This is a genomic window from Luteipulveratus flavus, from assembly GCF_029439465.1.
Classification (GTDB): Bacteria; Actinomycetota; Actinomycetes; order Actinomycetales; family Dermatophilaceae; genus Luteipulveratus; species Luteipulveratus flavus.
The window spans coordinates 26007-40379 of sequence record NZ_JAROAV010000006.1 but is presented as its reverse complement, the minus strand read 5'-3'; the positions used below and the strand labels follow the sequence as shown (position 1 = coordinate 40379).

Annotated in this window: 13 protein-coding genes; 12 read left to right on the top strand and 1 reads right to left on the bottom strand. The window is 71.7% G+C overall.

The window, feature by feature from the left end:
* The first annotated feature begins 21 nt into the window (after positions 1–21).
* Genes P4R38_RS01495 through P4R38_RS20010 form a run of 4 tightly spaced genes read left to right on the top strand, consistent with a single transcriptional unit; the run spans position 22 to position 4430 of the window.
* The gene (locus tag P4R38_RS01495; protein ID WP_277190715.1) at positions 22–1407 is read left to right on the top strand and encodes a mycothione reductase; all 1386 of its coding nucleotides are present in this window, start codon (positions 22–24) and stop codon (positions 1405–1407) included.
* Between the two features lie 38 nt (positions 1408–1445).
* Complete coding sequence (locus tag P4R38_RS01490) at positions 1446–2387, top strand: DUF808 domain-containing protein (RefSeq protein WP_277190713.1); 942 nt, start codon at positions 1446–1448, stop codon at positions 2385–2387.
* The gene (locus P4R38_RS01485) at positions 2387–3049 is read left to right on the top strand and encodes a hypothetical protein (protein ID WP_277190711.1); all 663 of its coding nucleotides are present in this window, start codon (positions 2387–2389) and stop codon (positions 3047–3049) included. The genes P4R38_RS01490 and P4R38_RS01485 overlap by 1 nt, the downstream gene beginning before the upstream one ends.
* Before the next feature lie 43 nt (positions 3050–3092).
* Positions 3093–4430 carry a metallophosphoesterase family protein gene (locus P4R38_RS20010; protein ID WP_346770728.1) on the top strand — a complete coding sequence of 446 codons (1338 nt, stop codon included), beginning with the start codon at positions 3093–3095 and terminating at the stop codon, positions 4428–4430.
* Here the strand turns inward: P4R38_RS20010 and P4R38_RS01470 are convergent.
* A complete protein-coding gene (locus tag P4R38_RS01470; RefSeq protein WP_277190710.1) occupies positions 4416–4676 on the bottom strand; it encodes a hypothetical protein in 261 nt (86 codons plus the stop codon). The genes P4R38_RS20010 and P4R38_RS01470 overlap by 15 nt on opposite strands.
* Before the next feature lie 172 nt (positions 4677–4848).
* Between P4R38_RS01470 and ahcY the strand changes: the two genes are divergently transcribed.
* The 8 genes from ahcY to P4R38_RS01430 all read left to right on the top strand — a co-directional run bounded on the left by ahcY (position 4849) and on the right by P4R38_RS01430 (position 14359).
* Positions 4849–6285 carry an adenosylhomocysteinase gene (gene ahcY, locus P4R38_RS01465; protein WP_277190708.1) on the top strand — a complete coding sequence of 479 codons (1437 nt, stop codon included), beginning with the start codon at positions 4849–4851 and terminating at the stop codon, positions 6283–6285.
* 181 nt (positions 6286–6466) lie between these two features.
* Entirely contained in the window at positions 6467–7144 is a 678-nt protein-coding gene (mtrA, locus tag P4R38_RS01460) for an MtrAB system response regulator MtrA (RefSeq protein WP_275240640.1), read from the top strand.
* A gap of 3 nt (positions 7145–7147) precedes the next feature.
* Positions 7148–8887 carry an MtrAB system histidine kinase MtrB gene (gene mtrB, locus P4R38_RS01455; RefSeq protein WP_277190706.1) on the top strand — a complete coding sequence of 580 codons (1740 nt, stop codon included), beginning with the start codon at positions 7148–7150 and terminating at the stop codon, positions 8885–8887.
* The gene (locus tag P4R38_RS01450) at positions 8884–10671 is read left to right on the top strand and encodes a GerMN domain-containing protein (RefSeq protein ID WP_277190704.1); all 1788 of its coding nucleotides are present in this window, start codon (positions 8884–8886) and stop codon (positions 10669–10671) included. Before mtrB ends, P4R38_RS01450 begins: the two co-directional genes overlap by 4 nt.
* Before the next feature lie 87 nt (positions 10672–10758).
* Positions 10759–11496 (top strand): ComF family protein, encoded by a 738-nt coding sequence (locus tag P4R38_RS01445; RefSeq protein ID WP_277190702.1) that lies wholly within the window; start codon positions 10759–10761, stop codon positions 11494–11496.
* A gap of 173 nt (positions 11497–11669) precedes the next feature.
* Positions 11670–12398 (top strand): ribosome hibernation-promoting factor, HPF/YfiA family, encoded by a 729-nt coding sequence (hpf, locus tag P4R38_RS01440; RefSeq protein ID WP_277190701.1) that lies wholly within the window; start codon positions 11670–11672, stop codon positions 12396–12398.
* Between the two features lie 60 nt (positions 12399–12458).
* On the top strand, positions 12459–13166 hold the full coding sequence (locus P4R38_RS01435) for a response regulator (RefSeq protein WP_275240645.1): 708 nt from the start codon (positions 12459–12461) through the stop codon (positions 13164–13166).
* Positions 13163–14359 (top strand): winged helix-turn-helix domain-containing protein, encoded by a 1197-nt coding sequence (locus P4R38_RS01430; RefSeq protein WP_277190699.1) that lies wholly within the window; start codon positions 13163–13165, stop codon positions 14357–14359. The genes P4R38_RS01435 and P4R38_RS01430 overlap by 4 nt, the downstream gene beginning before the upstream one ends.
* Positions 14360–14373: the final 14 nt, after the last annotated feature.

Sequence of the window (14373 nt, the reverse complement as noted above, 5' to 3'; positions counted from 1 at the left end):
CCCGCCGCCTAGGCTGACCGGGTGACGACGACGCACTTCGACCTGGCCATCATCGGCACCGGCTCCGGCAACTCCCTGGTCACTCCCGACTTCGACGGCAAGCGCGTCGCGGTCATCGAGGAGGGCACCTTCGGCGGCACCTGCCTCAACGTCGGGTGCATCCCGACCAAGATGTTCGTGTACGCCTCGGACGTCGCCGACCACGTCCGCGAGGCAGCGCGCTACGGGGTGGACGCGACGCTGGACGGCGTCCGGTGGCGCGACATCCGCGACCGGATCTTCGGCCGGATCGACCCGATCTCCGAGGGCGGCAAGGACTACCGCGTCAACGGACCCAACACCACGGCCTTCCTCGGCCACGCCACGTTCGTCGGGCCGCGCGAGCTCGTCGTCGAGGTGGACGGCCGCCACGAGACCGTCACGGCCGACCAGATCGTCGTCGCCGCCGGTGCCCGGCCGGTCATCCCCCAGCTGATCCAGGAGTCCGGCGTCCCGTTCCACACCAGCGACACCGTGATGCGGATCGATGAGCTGCCGCGCAGCATGGTCATCCTGGGCGGGGGGTTCATCAGTGCCGAGATGGCGCACGTCTTCTCGGCGCTCGGCGTGGACGTCCGCATCGTCACCCGCGGTCCGGCGATGCTGCGCGTCGAGGACGCCGAGATCTCCGAGCGCTTCACGCAGGTCGCGCAGCGGCAGTGGGAGGTCCACCTGTCGGCCACCATCGAGGACGTCAAGGGCGATGAGTCCGGCGTCACGCTGACGCTCCCGGACGGCACGACGGTGGAGGGCGAGACGCTGCTGGTGGCGACCGGTCGCCGACCGAACACCGACCGCCTCGGTCTGGAGGCCGCCGGCATCGCCACCCACACCGACGGCCGGATCGTCGTCGACGAGTTCGGCCGCACCGCGGTCGACGGGGTGTGGGCGCTGGGCGACATCTCCTCGCTGCACCAGCTCAAGCACGTCGCCAACCACGAGGCGCGGGTCGTCGCCCACAACCTGGTCCACCCCGACGACCTGCGGGCGTTCGACCACCGCTTCGTGCCCGCGGCGGTCTTCAGCCACCCGCAGGTCGCCTCCGTCGGCCTGACCGAGCAGCAGGCCCGGGAGGCCGGGCACGACGTCACGACGAAGACACAGGCGTACGGCGATGTCGCGTACGGCTGGGCGATGGAGGACACCACCGGCATCTGCAAGCTGGTGGCCGACCGGGCCACCGGTGAGCTGCTCGGTGCCCATCTGCTCGGGCCGATGGCGTCGTCGCTGATCCAGCCGGCCATCCAGGCCATGTCGTTCGGGCTGCGGGTCCACGAGATGGCCCGCGGCCAGTACTGGATCCACCCGGCGCTGGCCGAGGTGTTGGAGAACGCCCTGCTCGGGCTGGAGGTTCCCGGCCAGGAGTGAGGGATCGGCCGGTCCGGCCTGCCCCTACGATGTCCGCCATGGCCGGCGGACTCGCAGCACTCCTGGACGACGTCGCAGCGCTCGCTCGAGCGGCTGCGGCCTCCGTCGACGACGTGGGCGCGGCGGCGACGCGCGCCAGCGTGAAGGCGACCGGTGTCGTCGTCGACGACACCGCTGTCACGCCGCGCTACGTCGAGGGCATCGACCCCAAGCGGGAGCTGCCGATCATCCGCAAGATCGCCACCGGCTCCATCCGCAACAAGCTGCTCATCATCCTGCCGGCGATCATGCTGCTCTCGCAGTTCCTGCCGTGGATCGTCATGCCGATCCTGATGATCGGCGGCTGCTACCTGTCGTTCGAGGGCGCCGAGAAGCTCTGGGAGGCGCTGCGCGGCGGCCACGTCGAGGAGTCCAACGAGGGCAAGAGCGAGGACCAGATCACCAGCGGAGCGATCCGCACCGACTTCATCCTGTCGGCCGAGATCATGGTCATCTCGCTCAAGGAGGTCGAGGACGAGCCGTTCCTGTCGCGGCTGGTCATCCTGGTCGTCGTCGCCCTCATCATCACCGCGCTGGTCTACGGCGTGGTCGCGCTCATCGTGAAGATGGACGACGTCGGTCTGCACCTGCGCGACAAGGCCGGCAGCGGCGCGCAGCGCATCGGCAACCTGCTGGTCAACGGCATGCCGAAGGTGCTGAGCGTGCTCTCCACGGTCGGCATCGCCGCGATGCTGTGGGTGGGCGGCCACATCCTGCTGATGGGTCTGGACGACGTCGGCTGGCACTGGCCGTACGCGCAGGTCCACCACCTCGAGCACGCCGTCCACGAGGCGACCGGTGCCTTCGGCGGTGTGCTCGGCTGGCTCACCAACACCCTCTGCTCGGCGGCCGTCGGCCTGGTCGTCGGCGCGGTGATCGTCGCCGTCGTGCACCAGGTGGTGCACCGTCGGCACCAGAGCTCGGAGTCGGCCGCGCACTGATGGAGGACCTGCTCGACGCCGCCGTCGGTGAGAACGCCGCCTGGTGCGCCGCCGTCTGCCGGACCCACGACATCGCCGGCTCCGACGCCGACGGGGTGTGGGCGAGCGCACGTCGTACGCCGCTGCTGTATCCCGACGCGATCACCCTGGAGCCGGGCCGGTCCCCCGAGGCCGTGCTGGGGCGGGTCGACACCTCCGCGGGCTGCTCGGTCAAGGACAGCCACGCCGACCTGGATCTCGGTGCGCACGGCTTCCGGGTGCTGCTCGAGGGCCGCTGGCTGACCTGGCCCGGCGTGCCCGAGCCGGACGGGTGGGTCGCCGTCCGCTCCGCCGAGACGTTCGCGACCTGGCACGCCGCCTGGGGCGGTCCGGACGGAGTCCTGGTGCCCGCGCTGCTCGACGATCCCTCGGTGTCCGTCCTCGCCCGGTACGCCGGTGACCGCCTCGTCGCCGGCCTGATCGGCCACCGGGCCGACGGGGTGGCCGGTCTCAGCAACGCGTTCGGGCTGGTGAGCGCGGCCGACTGGCGAGCCGCCGTCGGTGCGGTGCAGGTCGCCGCGCCGGGCCTGCCCGTGGTGGGGTACGAGTCCGGCGACGACCTGGACCCCGCGCTCGACGCGGGCGCTCGCGACCTCGGCCCGTTGCGCGTCTGGCTGCGGTGACACCGCGGCGGGCGTCGTCGTACCCGCCTGCGACGATGCGCGGGTGACCCACCTCGACCGGATCGCCCTGATCTCCGACGTCCACGGCAACCTGACGGCGCTCGAGGCGGTGCTCGCCGACATCGACGCCCGCGGGATCACCCGCATCTACAACCTGGGTGACTACGTCGGGAAGGGTCCGCGAGGCAGCGCTGTCGTCGACCTGTGCCAGGAGCGCTGCGAGGTCAACGTCCAGGGCAACTGGGACGACTTCATCCCCGACCCCTCGATGTGGCCCGAGGGCAACCCGTCGCTGACCTGGTGGCACGACGAGCTGCGCCCGGAGCAGCGGGACTGGCTGAAGGGCCTGCCGTTCAGTCACGACCTCGTCATGAGCGGCCGGCGGATCCGGCTCTTCCACGCGTCCGCGGACTCGGTGCACCACCGGGTCCGGTTCGACCACGACGGGGAGGAGTTCCTCTCCATGTTCGCGAACACGCCCGCCACCGGCGACGGGCCGACGCCGACCGTCGTGGGCTACGGCGACACCCACGACTCGTTCTGCGAGACCGACCTGGGCCTGACGCTGTTCAACACCGGCAGCGTCGGCAACAGCCTCGACGAGACGACCCCGCTGTACGTGATCCTGGAGGGCACGCTCGAGGGCCCTGACCCGGCGCCGTTCTCGATCCAGTTCGTCCGGGTGCCCTACGACGTGGAGGCCGAGCTCGCCGCGTCGGAGGCGCTGGGCGCCCCGGAGCACGAGCTCTACGTCGCCGAGCTGCGCGACGGGCGCTACCGCGGCGACGTCCGCCGGGGCGACGAGCCGACCTACCACCGCCGGGCGGCCACGAGCCCGCCCACCGCGGTCGAGCCGATCGAGCCCGACACCAAGGACTGGACCTGGGTGCTCGAACTCCCTTGTCCCGACTGCGGGTTCGACGCAGGCGCCGTTCGCCCCGACGACGTCGGGCGACTCGTCACCGCCTTCACCGAGCCGTGGTGGCAGGTGCTCCAGCGCTCCGACGCGCGGACCCGTCCGGAGCCCGCCGTCTGGTCGGCGCTCGAGTACGCCTGCCACGTCCGCGACGTCTGCCGGCTCTTCGAGGAGCGCACCCGGCTCATGCTGGAGCAGGACGCGCCCACCTTCGACAACTGGGACCAGGACGTCACCGCCGTCGAGGGGCGCTACGGCGAGCAGGACCCCTCGACGGTGGCGGCCGAGCTGAGCGCGGCGGCGGAGTCGTACGCGCGGGGCTACGACACCGTGACCGAGCCGGAGTGGGCGCGTACGGGGCTACGGTCCAACGGCTCGGAGTTCACGGTGCTCACCCTCGCGCAGTACGGGCTGCACGACCTGCGTCATCACCTGCACGACGTGGGCGCCTCACCCGCCGGCTGACTCCGGCTCGTCGAACCGCTTCTCCTCCGACAGGTCCTCGTCCTCCGGCGAGTCCTGGGCGTCCAGGTCCTTCGCCGCCCGCTCGTCGGAGTCGGTGAACGCCGGACGTCGGGCCGGCTGCTCGGCGTCGGTGGAGTAGTCGTCGCGGATCTTGTCCCACTCGTGGAGTTTCTCCTGGTCGACGTCGATCTTGAGCTCGTCGGAGATCTCGTCGCCGTCCTGGGGCCGGCCCTGCTGCTCACTCATGGATTCCTCCGGTTCGGTGGTGCGGATCGGTGCAAGGTCCCATCCGAGCACGGATCACGGGCCGGCGACAGAGCACCTAGACTGTTCGGCGCCGGCGTGGGTGATGACCCGCGAGTTCCCAGAAGGGCGCGCCGGGTCGACAAACCCACATCCGACGAGGAGTGCATTCACCATGTCGTTCGATCACAAGGTTCGCGACCTGAGCCTGGCCGAGGCCGGCCGGCACCAGCTGCGACTCGCCGAGCACGAGATGCCCGGCCTGATGTCGCTGCGGGAGGAGTACGGCGCGGCGCAGCCGCTGAAGGGCGCGCGGATCGCCGGCTCCCTGCACATGACCGTGCAGACCGCCGTCCTCATCGAGACGCTGACCGCGCTCGGCGCCGAGGTCCGCTGGGCCTCCTGCAACATCTACTCCACCCAGGACGAGGCCGCCGCCGCCGCGGTCGTCGGCCCCGACGGCACCCCGGAGGACCCGAAGGGCGTCCCCGTGTTCGCCTGGAAGGGCGAGACCCTCGAGGAGTACTGGGACTGCACCAACGAGATCCTGACCTGGCCCGGCGGCGAGGGCCCGAACATGATCCTGGACGACGGCGGCGACGCCACCATGCTCGTCCACAAGGGTCGTGAGTGGGAGCAGGCCGGTCAGGTCCCGGCCACCACCGGGGAGGACTCCGAGGAGTTCGCGGTCTTCAAGGCGCTCGTGCGCCGCACGCTCGTCGAGGACCCGAAGAAGTGGACGACGATCTCCGAGGGCATCCAGGGCGTCACCGAGGAGACGACCACGGGCGTCCACCGCCTGTACGAGCTGGCCAAGTCCGGTGAGCTGCTGTTCCCCGCGATCAACGTCAACGACTCGGTCACCAAGTCCAAGTTCGACAACAAGTACGGCTGCCGCCACAGCCTGATCGACGGCCTGAACCGCGCCACCGACGTGCTCATCGGCGGCAAGGTCGCCGTGGTCTGCGGCTACGGCGACGTCGGTAAGGGCTGCGCCCAGTCCCTCGCGGGCCAGGGTGCGCGCGTCATCGTGACCGAGATCGACCCGATCTGCGCGCTGCAGGCGACGATGGAGGGCTTCCAGGTCGCGCGCCTGGAGGACGTCCTGGACATCGCCGACATCTACGTGACGACGACCGGCTGCTACGACGTCATCACCGCCGAGCACATGGCGAAGATGAAGAACAAGGCGATCGTGTCCAACATCGGCCACTTCGACAACGAGATCGACATGGCCGGCCTGGCCAAGATCCCGGGCGTCCAGAAGGTCGAGATCAAGCCGCAGGTCCACGAGTGGACGTTCGAGAGCGGCAGCTCGATCATCGTGCTGTCCGAGGGTCGTCTGATGAACCTCGGCAACGCCACCGGCCACCCGAGCTTCGTCATGTCGAACTCGTTCGCCAACCAGACGATCGCCCAGATCGAGATCTTCACCAAGCCGGGCGAGTACAAGAACGACGTGTACGTCCTGCCGAAGCACCTGGACGAGAAGGTCGCCCGCCTCCACCTGGACGCCCTGGGTGCGCGGCTGACCGAGCTGTCCAAGCCGCAGGCCGAGTACCTCGGCGTGGACGTGGCCGGCCCGTACAAGCCGGACCACTACCGGTACTGAGCCACCTGCGCGAGGGGCGTCGACACCCGTCCCGGCTCACGCGCTCGACGCCGTCCGCTGACCGCAGCGGGCGGCGTCGTGCGTGTGTCCGGGCGGTCCTCGCAGGGCACTGTGTGAAAATGGCGCGCGACCCGCGGCACGCCGACCGTGAGCCCGGGAGCCGGACGAAAGGACACCCCTGGTGAAGGGCCGCGTACTCGTCGTCGACGACGATCCAGCACTCGCTGAGATGCTCGGCATCATCCTGCACAGCGAGGGCCTGGAGGTCACGCACTGCGCGGACGGCGGAACGGCCGTGCAGGCGTTCCGCGACAGCAAGCCGGACGTGATCCTGCTCGATGTGATGCTGCCGGGCATGGACGGCATCGAGGTCTGCCGGCGCATCCGCGCCGAGTCCGGGGTCCCGATCATCATGCTGACCGCGCGCACCGACACGGTCGACGTCGTCGTGGGTCTGGAGTCGGGTGCGGACGACTACGTCAGCAAGCCGTTCAAGCCGCAGGAGCTCGTGGCCCGGGTCCGCGCGCGGCTGCGGCGGGGCGACGAGCCGGAGCCGGAGCGCCTGGAGGTCGGCGACCTGGTGATCGACGTCGCCGGCCACACCGTGAAGCGGGCGGGGGAGCCGATCTCGCTGACGCCGCTGGAGTTCGACCTGCTGGTGGCGCTCGCGCGCAAGCCGTGGCAGGTCTTCACCCGCGAGGTGCTGCTCGAGCAGGTCTGGGGGTACCGCCACGCGGGTGACACCCGGCTGGTCAACGTCCACGTCCAGCGGCTGCGCTCCAAGATCGAGAAGGACCCCGAGCGCCCCGAGATCGTCCTGACCGTGCGCGGTGTGGGGTACAAGGCGGGATCGAGCTAGCCGATGGCGAGCTCGGCAGGCTCGGGGCACCTGCTCCGCACGCCGTCCCCGGGGGTCGAGCCGACCACCGAGGAGCGGCTCCGGCTGCTGCTGCTGAGGGTGCGCTGGCGCCTCGGGCGGCTGCTGCGCCGGGTGCTGCGCCCGTGGCGGCGATCGCTGCTGGTCCGCGTCATGACGATCACGGTCCTGCTGGGCTCGCTGGTCTCGTTCGCCCTCGGCACCTTCATGTACCAGCGCATCGCCGACGGCCTGGTCGACGCGAAGATGCGCTCGGCCGAGCAGGACGCGCTGGCCCGCCTCGCGGACGCCCAGAACACCATCGACAGCGCCACCAACACCGACACCGCGACGCTGCAGCAGATCGCCAGCGACATCACCACCTCGCTGCGCGCACCGGACGGGTCCCGCCTCGTGCTGCTGAGGCCGTCGGCGTACCACACGGGCGTCGGCGTCGGCACGTCCAGCTCGGACGGCACCGACCCGCTCTGGGTACCGAACTCGCTCGGCGAGGCGCTGGAGCGCGACCCCGAGCACCAGCAGGCCGCGCTGACCAGGGTGCGGACGCCGTCCGCCACCGACGAGACCACGCCTAGCGCGCCGACCGTGCCGGCCGTGGTCATCGGTGCCCGGGTGCAGATGCTCACGGCGGGCGACTACGACATCTCCTTCATCTATCCGATGAACCAGGAGGTGAAGACGCTCGACATCGTCCGCAACTCCTTCCTGCTCGGCGGCCTCGTCCTGGTGATCCTGCTCGGCGGGCTCGCCTACATGGTGACGCGGATGGTCGTGACCCCGGTGCGCTCGGCGCGGTACGTCGCCGAACGGCTGAGCGCGGGCGCGCTGAACGAGCGCATGCAGGCCCGCGGCGAGGACGACCTCGCCCGCCTCGCGACCTCGTTCAACGCCATGGCCGACAACCTGCAGCGGCAGATCCGCCAGCTGGAGGACCTCTCGGAGGTGCAGCAGCGGTTCACCTCGGACGTGTCGCACGAGCTGCGGACACCGCTGACCACCATCCGGATGGCCGCGGACATGCTGCACCAGGGTCGCGGGAGCTTCGCACCGCCGGTCGCCCGCTCGGCCGAGCTGCTGCTGCGTGAGCTGGACCGGTTCGAGTCGCTCCTCACGGACCTGCTCGAGATCAGCCGGTTCGACGCGGGTGCTGCCTCGCTCGAGGTCGAGGAGGTCGACCTCGGCGACGTGGTGCGACGCGTGGTGGAGTCGACCGCACCGCTGGCTCACCGCAACGAGGTCGAGGTCCGGCTCCGCGCGACGACGCCCGCCCGGGCGGAGATGGACCAGCGCCGCGTCGAGCGCATCGTCCGCAACCTCGTCACGAACGCGCTGGAGCACGCCGAGCGCAGGCCGGTCGACATCGTCGTCGGCGCGAACAGCTCGGCGGTCGCGGTCTCGGTCCGCGACTACGGCGTGGGCCTGCGCCCGGGGGAGACCTCGATGGTGTTCAACCGGTTCTGGCGTGCCGACCCCGCACGGGCGCGGACGACGGGTGGCACGGGACTGGGTCTGTCGATCTCGCTGGAGGACGCACGGCTGCACCACGGCTGGTTGCAGGCGTGGGGCGACGCCGGCGAGGGCTCCTGCTTCCGCCTCACCCTCCCGCTCGAGGCGGGCGACCCCATCAAGCGGTCGCCCACGCCGCTGGTCGACGAGGACCGGGCGATCGAGCGGGGCGTCGACCCGACGGCAGCGCTCGCCCCGGGGAGGACGAGAGACCGATGAAGCGTCTCCTCGTCCTGCTGCTCGCGGTCCTGACGCTCACCGGCTGCGCGGGCCTGCCGGACCATTCCGAGGTCAGCCAGCGGATGGCGATCGGCGAGCCGCGCACCGAGCCGCAGAGCGACGTCCGACCCGAGGGGCCGACCCCCGGAGCCACGCCAGCACAGGTCGCCGCCGGCTTCCTGTACGCCCACATCGGCCTGGAGGACCGCTTCGCCACGGCCCAGGAGTTCCTCACCGCCCGGGCCGTGCAGACCTGGAACCCCGACCAGGGCGTGGCGGTCCTGCGCGACGGGCCGTTGTCCGTACGGCAGGAGGGCACGGACGTCGTCATCGGGGCGACGGTGCTGGCCCGGGTGTCCCCGGACGGCCGGCTGTCCCAGCTGCGGACCCCGCAGGCGACCTCGGTCCGGCTGCGGATGGCCCAGGTGGCGGGTGACTGGCGCGTGAGCGGCGTGCCGCAGGAGCTCGGCCTGTGGCTGAGCCGGGCCAACTTCGGCCACCTGTACCAGCCGAGCGAGATCTACTACGGCGCCGAGAACAACCAGCGCGTCCTCGTGCCGGACGAGCGCTGGCTGCCCAAGCGGGGCAGCGTGACCGCCATGGCGGAGGCGGTCCTGTCGCCCCCGGCGCCGTGGCTCGACGGAGCGGTCCAGAAGATCGTCCCCAGCCCGCACCTCATCGGGTCGGTCCCGGTGTCGGCGGACGAGATCGCCTCGGTCGCCATCTCGGCCGAGGCGCTGAAGGCGACGCCGGACCAGCGGGCGATGCTGTGGGCGGCGATGATCGAGACGCTGAAGGCGGCCGGCGTCCGGGTCCGCCTGACGGTCAACGGGACGCCGCTCGCCGCGCCGGGCGTCTCCGACGACGTCGTCAACGCCGAGGACCTCAACTACCGCGCGATCAAGCCGAGCTCGGGCTCGGTGATCGTGAAGGACGCCGACGGCCTGCACTGGGACGACCAGCGCCGCTCGGACACCGGGCGGCCCCGGCAGCGCGACACGGCCGACGACCTGGGTCCGCTGCCGACCGTGCCGACGGGCTGGCACCGGCTGGCGGCCGACTTCAAGACCCAGGAGATCGCGGCCGTCTCGGGCGACGACCGCACGGTCGGTCGGTGGATCACGGGGACGCTGCTGCAGCGCCCGCCGTTCGGGAGCCACCTGGTCAGACCGTCGTACGACGGCATCAACGGGCTGTGGGTCGCCGGGCAGGCCCTCGGGACGGACCAGTCCGGCGCCCGCGGCCCGGCCGCGGGAGGCGCACCGACGGTGTGGGTCATCAACACCCGGCAGCAGGCCGCCAGCGCGCAGCCCCAGCCGGTGGTGGTGCCCGGTCTCGCGAGGCGGGACGTCCTGGCGATCTCGGTGGCTCCCGACGGTCAGCGGTTGGCGGTGGTGCTGCGGGACCGCCGTACGAGCACCACCTCGGTGCAGCTGTACGGCGTCGTGCGCAACCAGGAGGACGAGGCGACCCGGCTGGTCGGGCCGCGTCCGCTGAACGCCTCCGTCGTCTCCGCCACCGACATCAGCTGGGTGGACGGGTCCACGATCGCGGTGCTAGGGCAGGTGAGCGGCAACCCAGGTGTGACGCAGGCGGTGCTGGTCCCGCTGAACGACCTGGCGCAGCCGTTGGGCGCCGTCCGGGGCGCGCAGCAGATCGTCGGAGGGACCGGCGACCAGTTCGGGGTCAGCGTCGTCACCGACCAGGGCACCGTGGTCGGACGGCAGGGCACCAGCTGGCAGGTCATCTACGACGCCGACGACCTGATCGTCCCGGCGCCGTAGTCCACACCCTCCTCCCCGGGCGCCTCCCGTCCACAGCCGGTGGACGGCGCCCGCGCGCTGGTCGCCGGCCGGTCTTCACTGAGAGGTATGAGCGTCGGACGGGCCTTGCTGGACCTGGTGCTGCCGGTCCGCTGCGCCGGCTGCGACCGCGCCCCGGGCCCGTGGTGCGCGCTCTGCCTGACCGCGACCGCACGGCTGCAGCGCCGTCCGGCCCTCGCCGCCGCGCCCGACCCTTGCCCCCCGGGATTCCCACCCACCTGGGCGGCGACGACGTACGACGGGCCGGTCCGGCAGGCGATCGTCGCTCACAAGGACGGTGGCCGGCACGACCTGTGCGACGCCCTCGGAGCCTGGTGGCGCCAGGCCGTCGCCGGCGCACTCGAGGCGGACGAGGGGCTGCGGGCCGAGCTGGTCGCGCGCGGGCGGCTCGTCGTCGTCCCGGTGCCGTCGTCGCGGCGCAGCCGTCGGGAGCGGGGGAGGGATCCGTGGCGCGAGGTGACCGAGCGGGCACTCGCGGACCGTCAGGAGGCGCGAGTCGCCCCGGTTCTGCAGCAGGTTCGAGGTGTCGCCGACCAGGCGGGGCTGGGCGCTGCTGCGCGCTGGGACAACCTGCAGGGGGCGATCCGGGTCCGGCCCGGAGCCGACGTCCGCGGGCGGCCGTGCCTGCTCAGCGACGACGTCCTGACCACGGGCGCGACGCTCAGCGAGTGCGCCCGTGCACTGCGTGTCGCGGGGGCTCCGCACGTGGTCGCCGCGGTGCTCGCGGCCACCCCTCGGGCACCTCGGCGAACTCGTGGACGGGCCGCTCAGGGTCGTCTACCGTGACTTCATGGAGCACCTGCTGCGACAGCGGCGGACTGGTGCGTCGAGCCGACAGCGGCTCCGCACCAGGTGCAGGCCGAGCGTCCGCGCAACGCGGGCGGGGGAGGTGATGCGGATTCCCGGCGGGGCCTGATCGGCCCGACACCATCCAACGTTCGACGCTCAGGAGGTTGCCCATGGAGATCACCGTCACGGGTCGGCACATCACCGTCCCCGACCGGTTCCGCCGTCACATCGAGGAGAAGCTGACCAAGATTCCGCAGCTGGAGCCTCGGGTCAGTCGGTGTGAGGTCGTCCTGGCGCACGAGCCGAACCCACGGCAGGCCAAGGCCAGCGAACGTGTGGAGATCACCTGCTACGCCCGCCGGACCGTCATCCGCGCCGAGGCGTGCGCCGACGACGAGTACGGCGCTCTCGATCTGGCGATGACGCGGCTCCTGGAGCGACTGCGCCGCCAGCACGACAAGCGCCGCGTGCACCGCGGCCACCGTCAACCCATCTCGGTCGCGGAGGCGACCGCGGACCTTCCGACCCACGAGCTCAACGGCTCCAGCGACGCGGAGGAGGCCACCTCGCTGCCGGAGCACATCGCCAAGGTCGGCGGTGACGAGGACTGCCCGGTGCAGCTGCGCGAGAAGGTCCACAGTACGCATCCCATGTCCGTGGACGAGGCGCTGAGCCAGATGGAGCTGGTCGGCCACGACTTCTACCTCTACCAGGACGCCGACACCGGCAACCCCAGCGTCGTCTACCGCCGCCGTGGCTGGTCGTACGGCGTGATCCACCTCGACGTGGAGAGCGACCTGGCGGCCTCCACGCCCCACGGAGCGACCCCGGCGACCGTCGCCCGCAGCGGCCCCGCCGCCGTCCCGGGACGGGCTGCCGCCAAGGCCGAGTCAGCCTGAGCCCGTACTCTTGCGCCGGGAGTGGGCCTCTGCCCGCTCCCGGCGGAAGGAGTACGGCCGGTGAGTGAGCAGACGCGTCCGATCCGCGTCATGGTCGTCGACGACTACGGCATCTACCGCCGTGGCATCGCGGTCGTCCTCGACCTGGAGTCCGACATCACGGTCGTCGGCGAGGCAGAGACCGCCGAGGAGGCCGTCCCGCTCGCCGGCGAGCTGCGTCCTGACGTGGTGCTGCTGGACATCTACCTCCCCGGCGAGAGCGGCATCGAGGTGTGCGGTCGCATCCGGGCGGCGTCACCGGGGTCGCAGATCCTGATGCTCACCGCCTCCGACGTCGAGAGCGACCTGGTCGCTGCCATCAAGGCCGGTGCGACCGGCTACCTCCTCAAGGACGTCGGGCCGGACGAGCTCGCCGACGGCATCCGCAAGGTGCGCTCCGGGCAGGCGCTGCTCTCACCGTCCCTGGCCTCGGTGCTGCTGGGTGAGTTCACCCAGCTCGTCCGCGACGGGGCGCCGGCGGGCGGTGGTTCCTCCGCCGACGACCTGCCGACCCTGACCAGCCGCGAGCGCGAGGTCCTCGGGCTGGTCGCGCGCGGCTGGAGCAACCGTACGGTCGCCGACGAGCTCTACATCTCCGAGAACACCGTCAAGAACCACATGCGCAGCATCCTGGACAAGCTCCAGCTGAGCTCACGCATGGAGGCGGCGATCTACGCCGTCCGCAACAACCTCGTCGAGGATCCTGACAGCCGCACCGACGCCGGATGAGCTCGACCTCCCCGGTGCTCTCGAAGGCCGCAGCCCGGCGAGTTGCGCTGGCAGCACAGGGTTTTCGCGACATCAAGCCGGCGCCGTGGGCGGCGACGTCGCGTCATGTCCAGCGAGTGATCGACCGGGTCGGCGTCGTGCAGATCGACTCCGTCAACGTGCTCACCCGCAGCCACTACCTGCCGTTCTTCGCGCGGCTCGGGCCGTACGACCCGGCGCTGCTGGACCGGGCGCGCGACCGTGCGCCGCGCCGGCTGGTCGAGTACTGGGCACACGAGGCGAGCCTCGTCCCGCCCTCGACCTGGCCGCTGCTGGACTTCCGGATGCGCCGCGCCCAGGAGGAGTCCTGGGGTGGCATGCAACGGGTCGCCCGCGACCACCCCGAGCTCGTCGCGGCCGTCCTGGCGGAGGTCACCGCCCACGGCCCGCTGACGTCCCGGCAGTGCGAGCAGCGCCTCGAGCACGACGTGCCGCGCAGCAGCGAGCACTGGGGGTGGAACTGGTCGCTGGTCAAGAACGCCCTCGAGCACCTGTTCTGGGCGGGCGCGCTGTCCAGCGCCGGGCGTACCAGCCAGTTCGAGCGCCGGTACGACGTGCCCGCCCGGGTGCTCCCGCCCGCCGTCCGGCCGTCCGCGCTGGACCCGGCGGTCCGTCCCGACCCGGCGGCCGCGGCGGTGGAGCTCGTCCGCATCGCGGCCCGGGCGCACGGCGTGGGGACCGAGCAGTGCCTGCGGGACTACTTCCGGCTGCGTCCGGACCACGCCCGTCCAGCGATCGACCACCTGGTGGCGACCGGTGAGCTGGAGCCGGTCCGGATCGCCGGGTGGAACCGGCCGGCGTACCTGCACCAGGGCGCGTCGCGCCCGCGCCGGCTGCACGCCGAGGCCCTGCTCAGCCCGTTCGACTCCCTCATCTGGCAGCGGGACCGGACGCTGGCGCTGTTCGACTTCCACTACCGGTTGGAGGTGTACGTCCCGGCCGCCCAGCGCGTGCACGGCTACTACGTGCTGCCGTTCCTGTTCGGCGACCGGCTGGTGGCCCGGGTGGACCTGAAGGCCGACCGGGGCGCCGGCGCACTCCGCGTCCAGCAGCGGCACTGGGAGGCGGACGCGCCGACCGAGGCCTACCCGGCGCTGGATCGGCAGCTGCGGCTGATGGCCGACTGGCTGGGCCTGACCGACGTCCTCGGCTGACGATCACCGTCGCA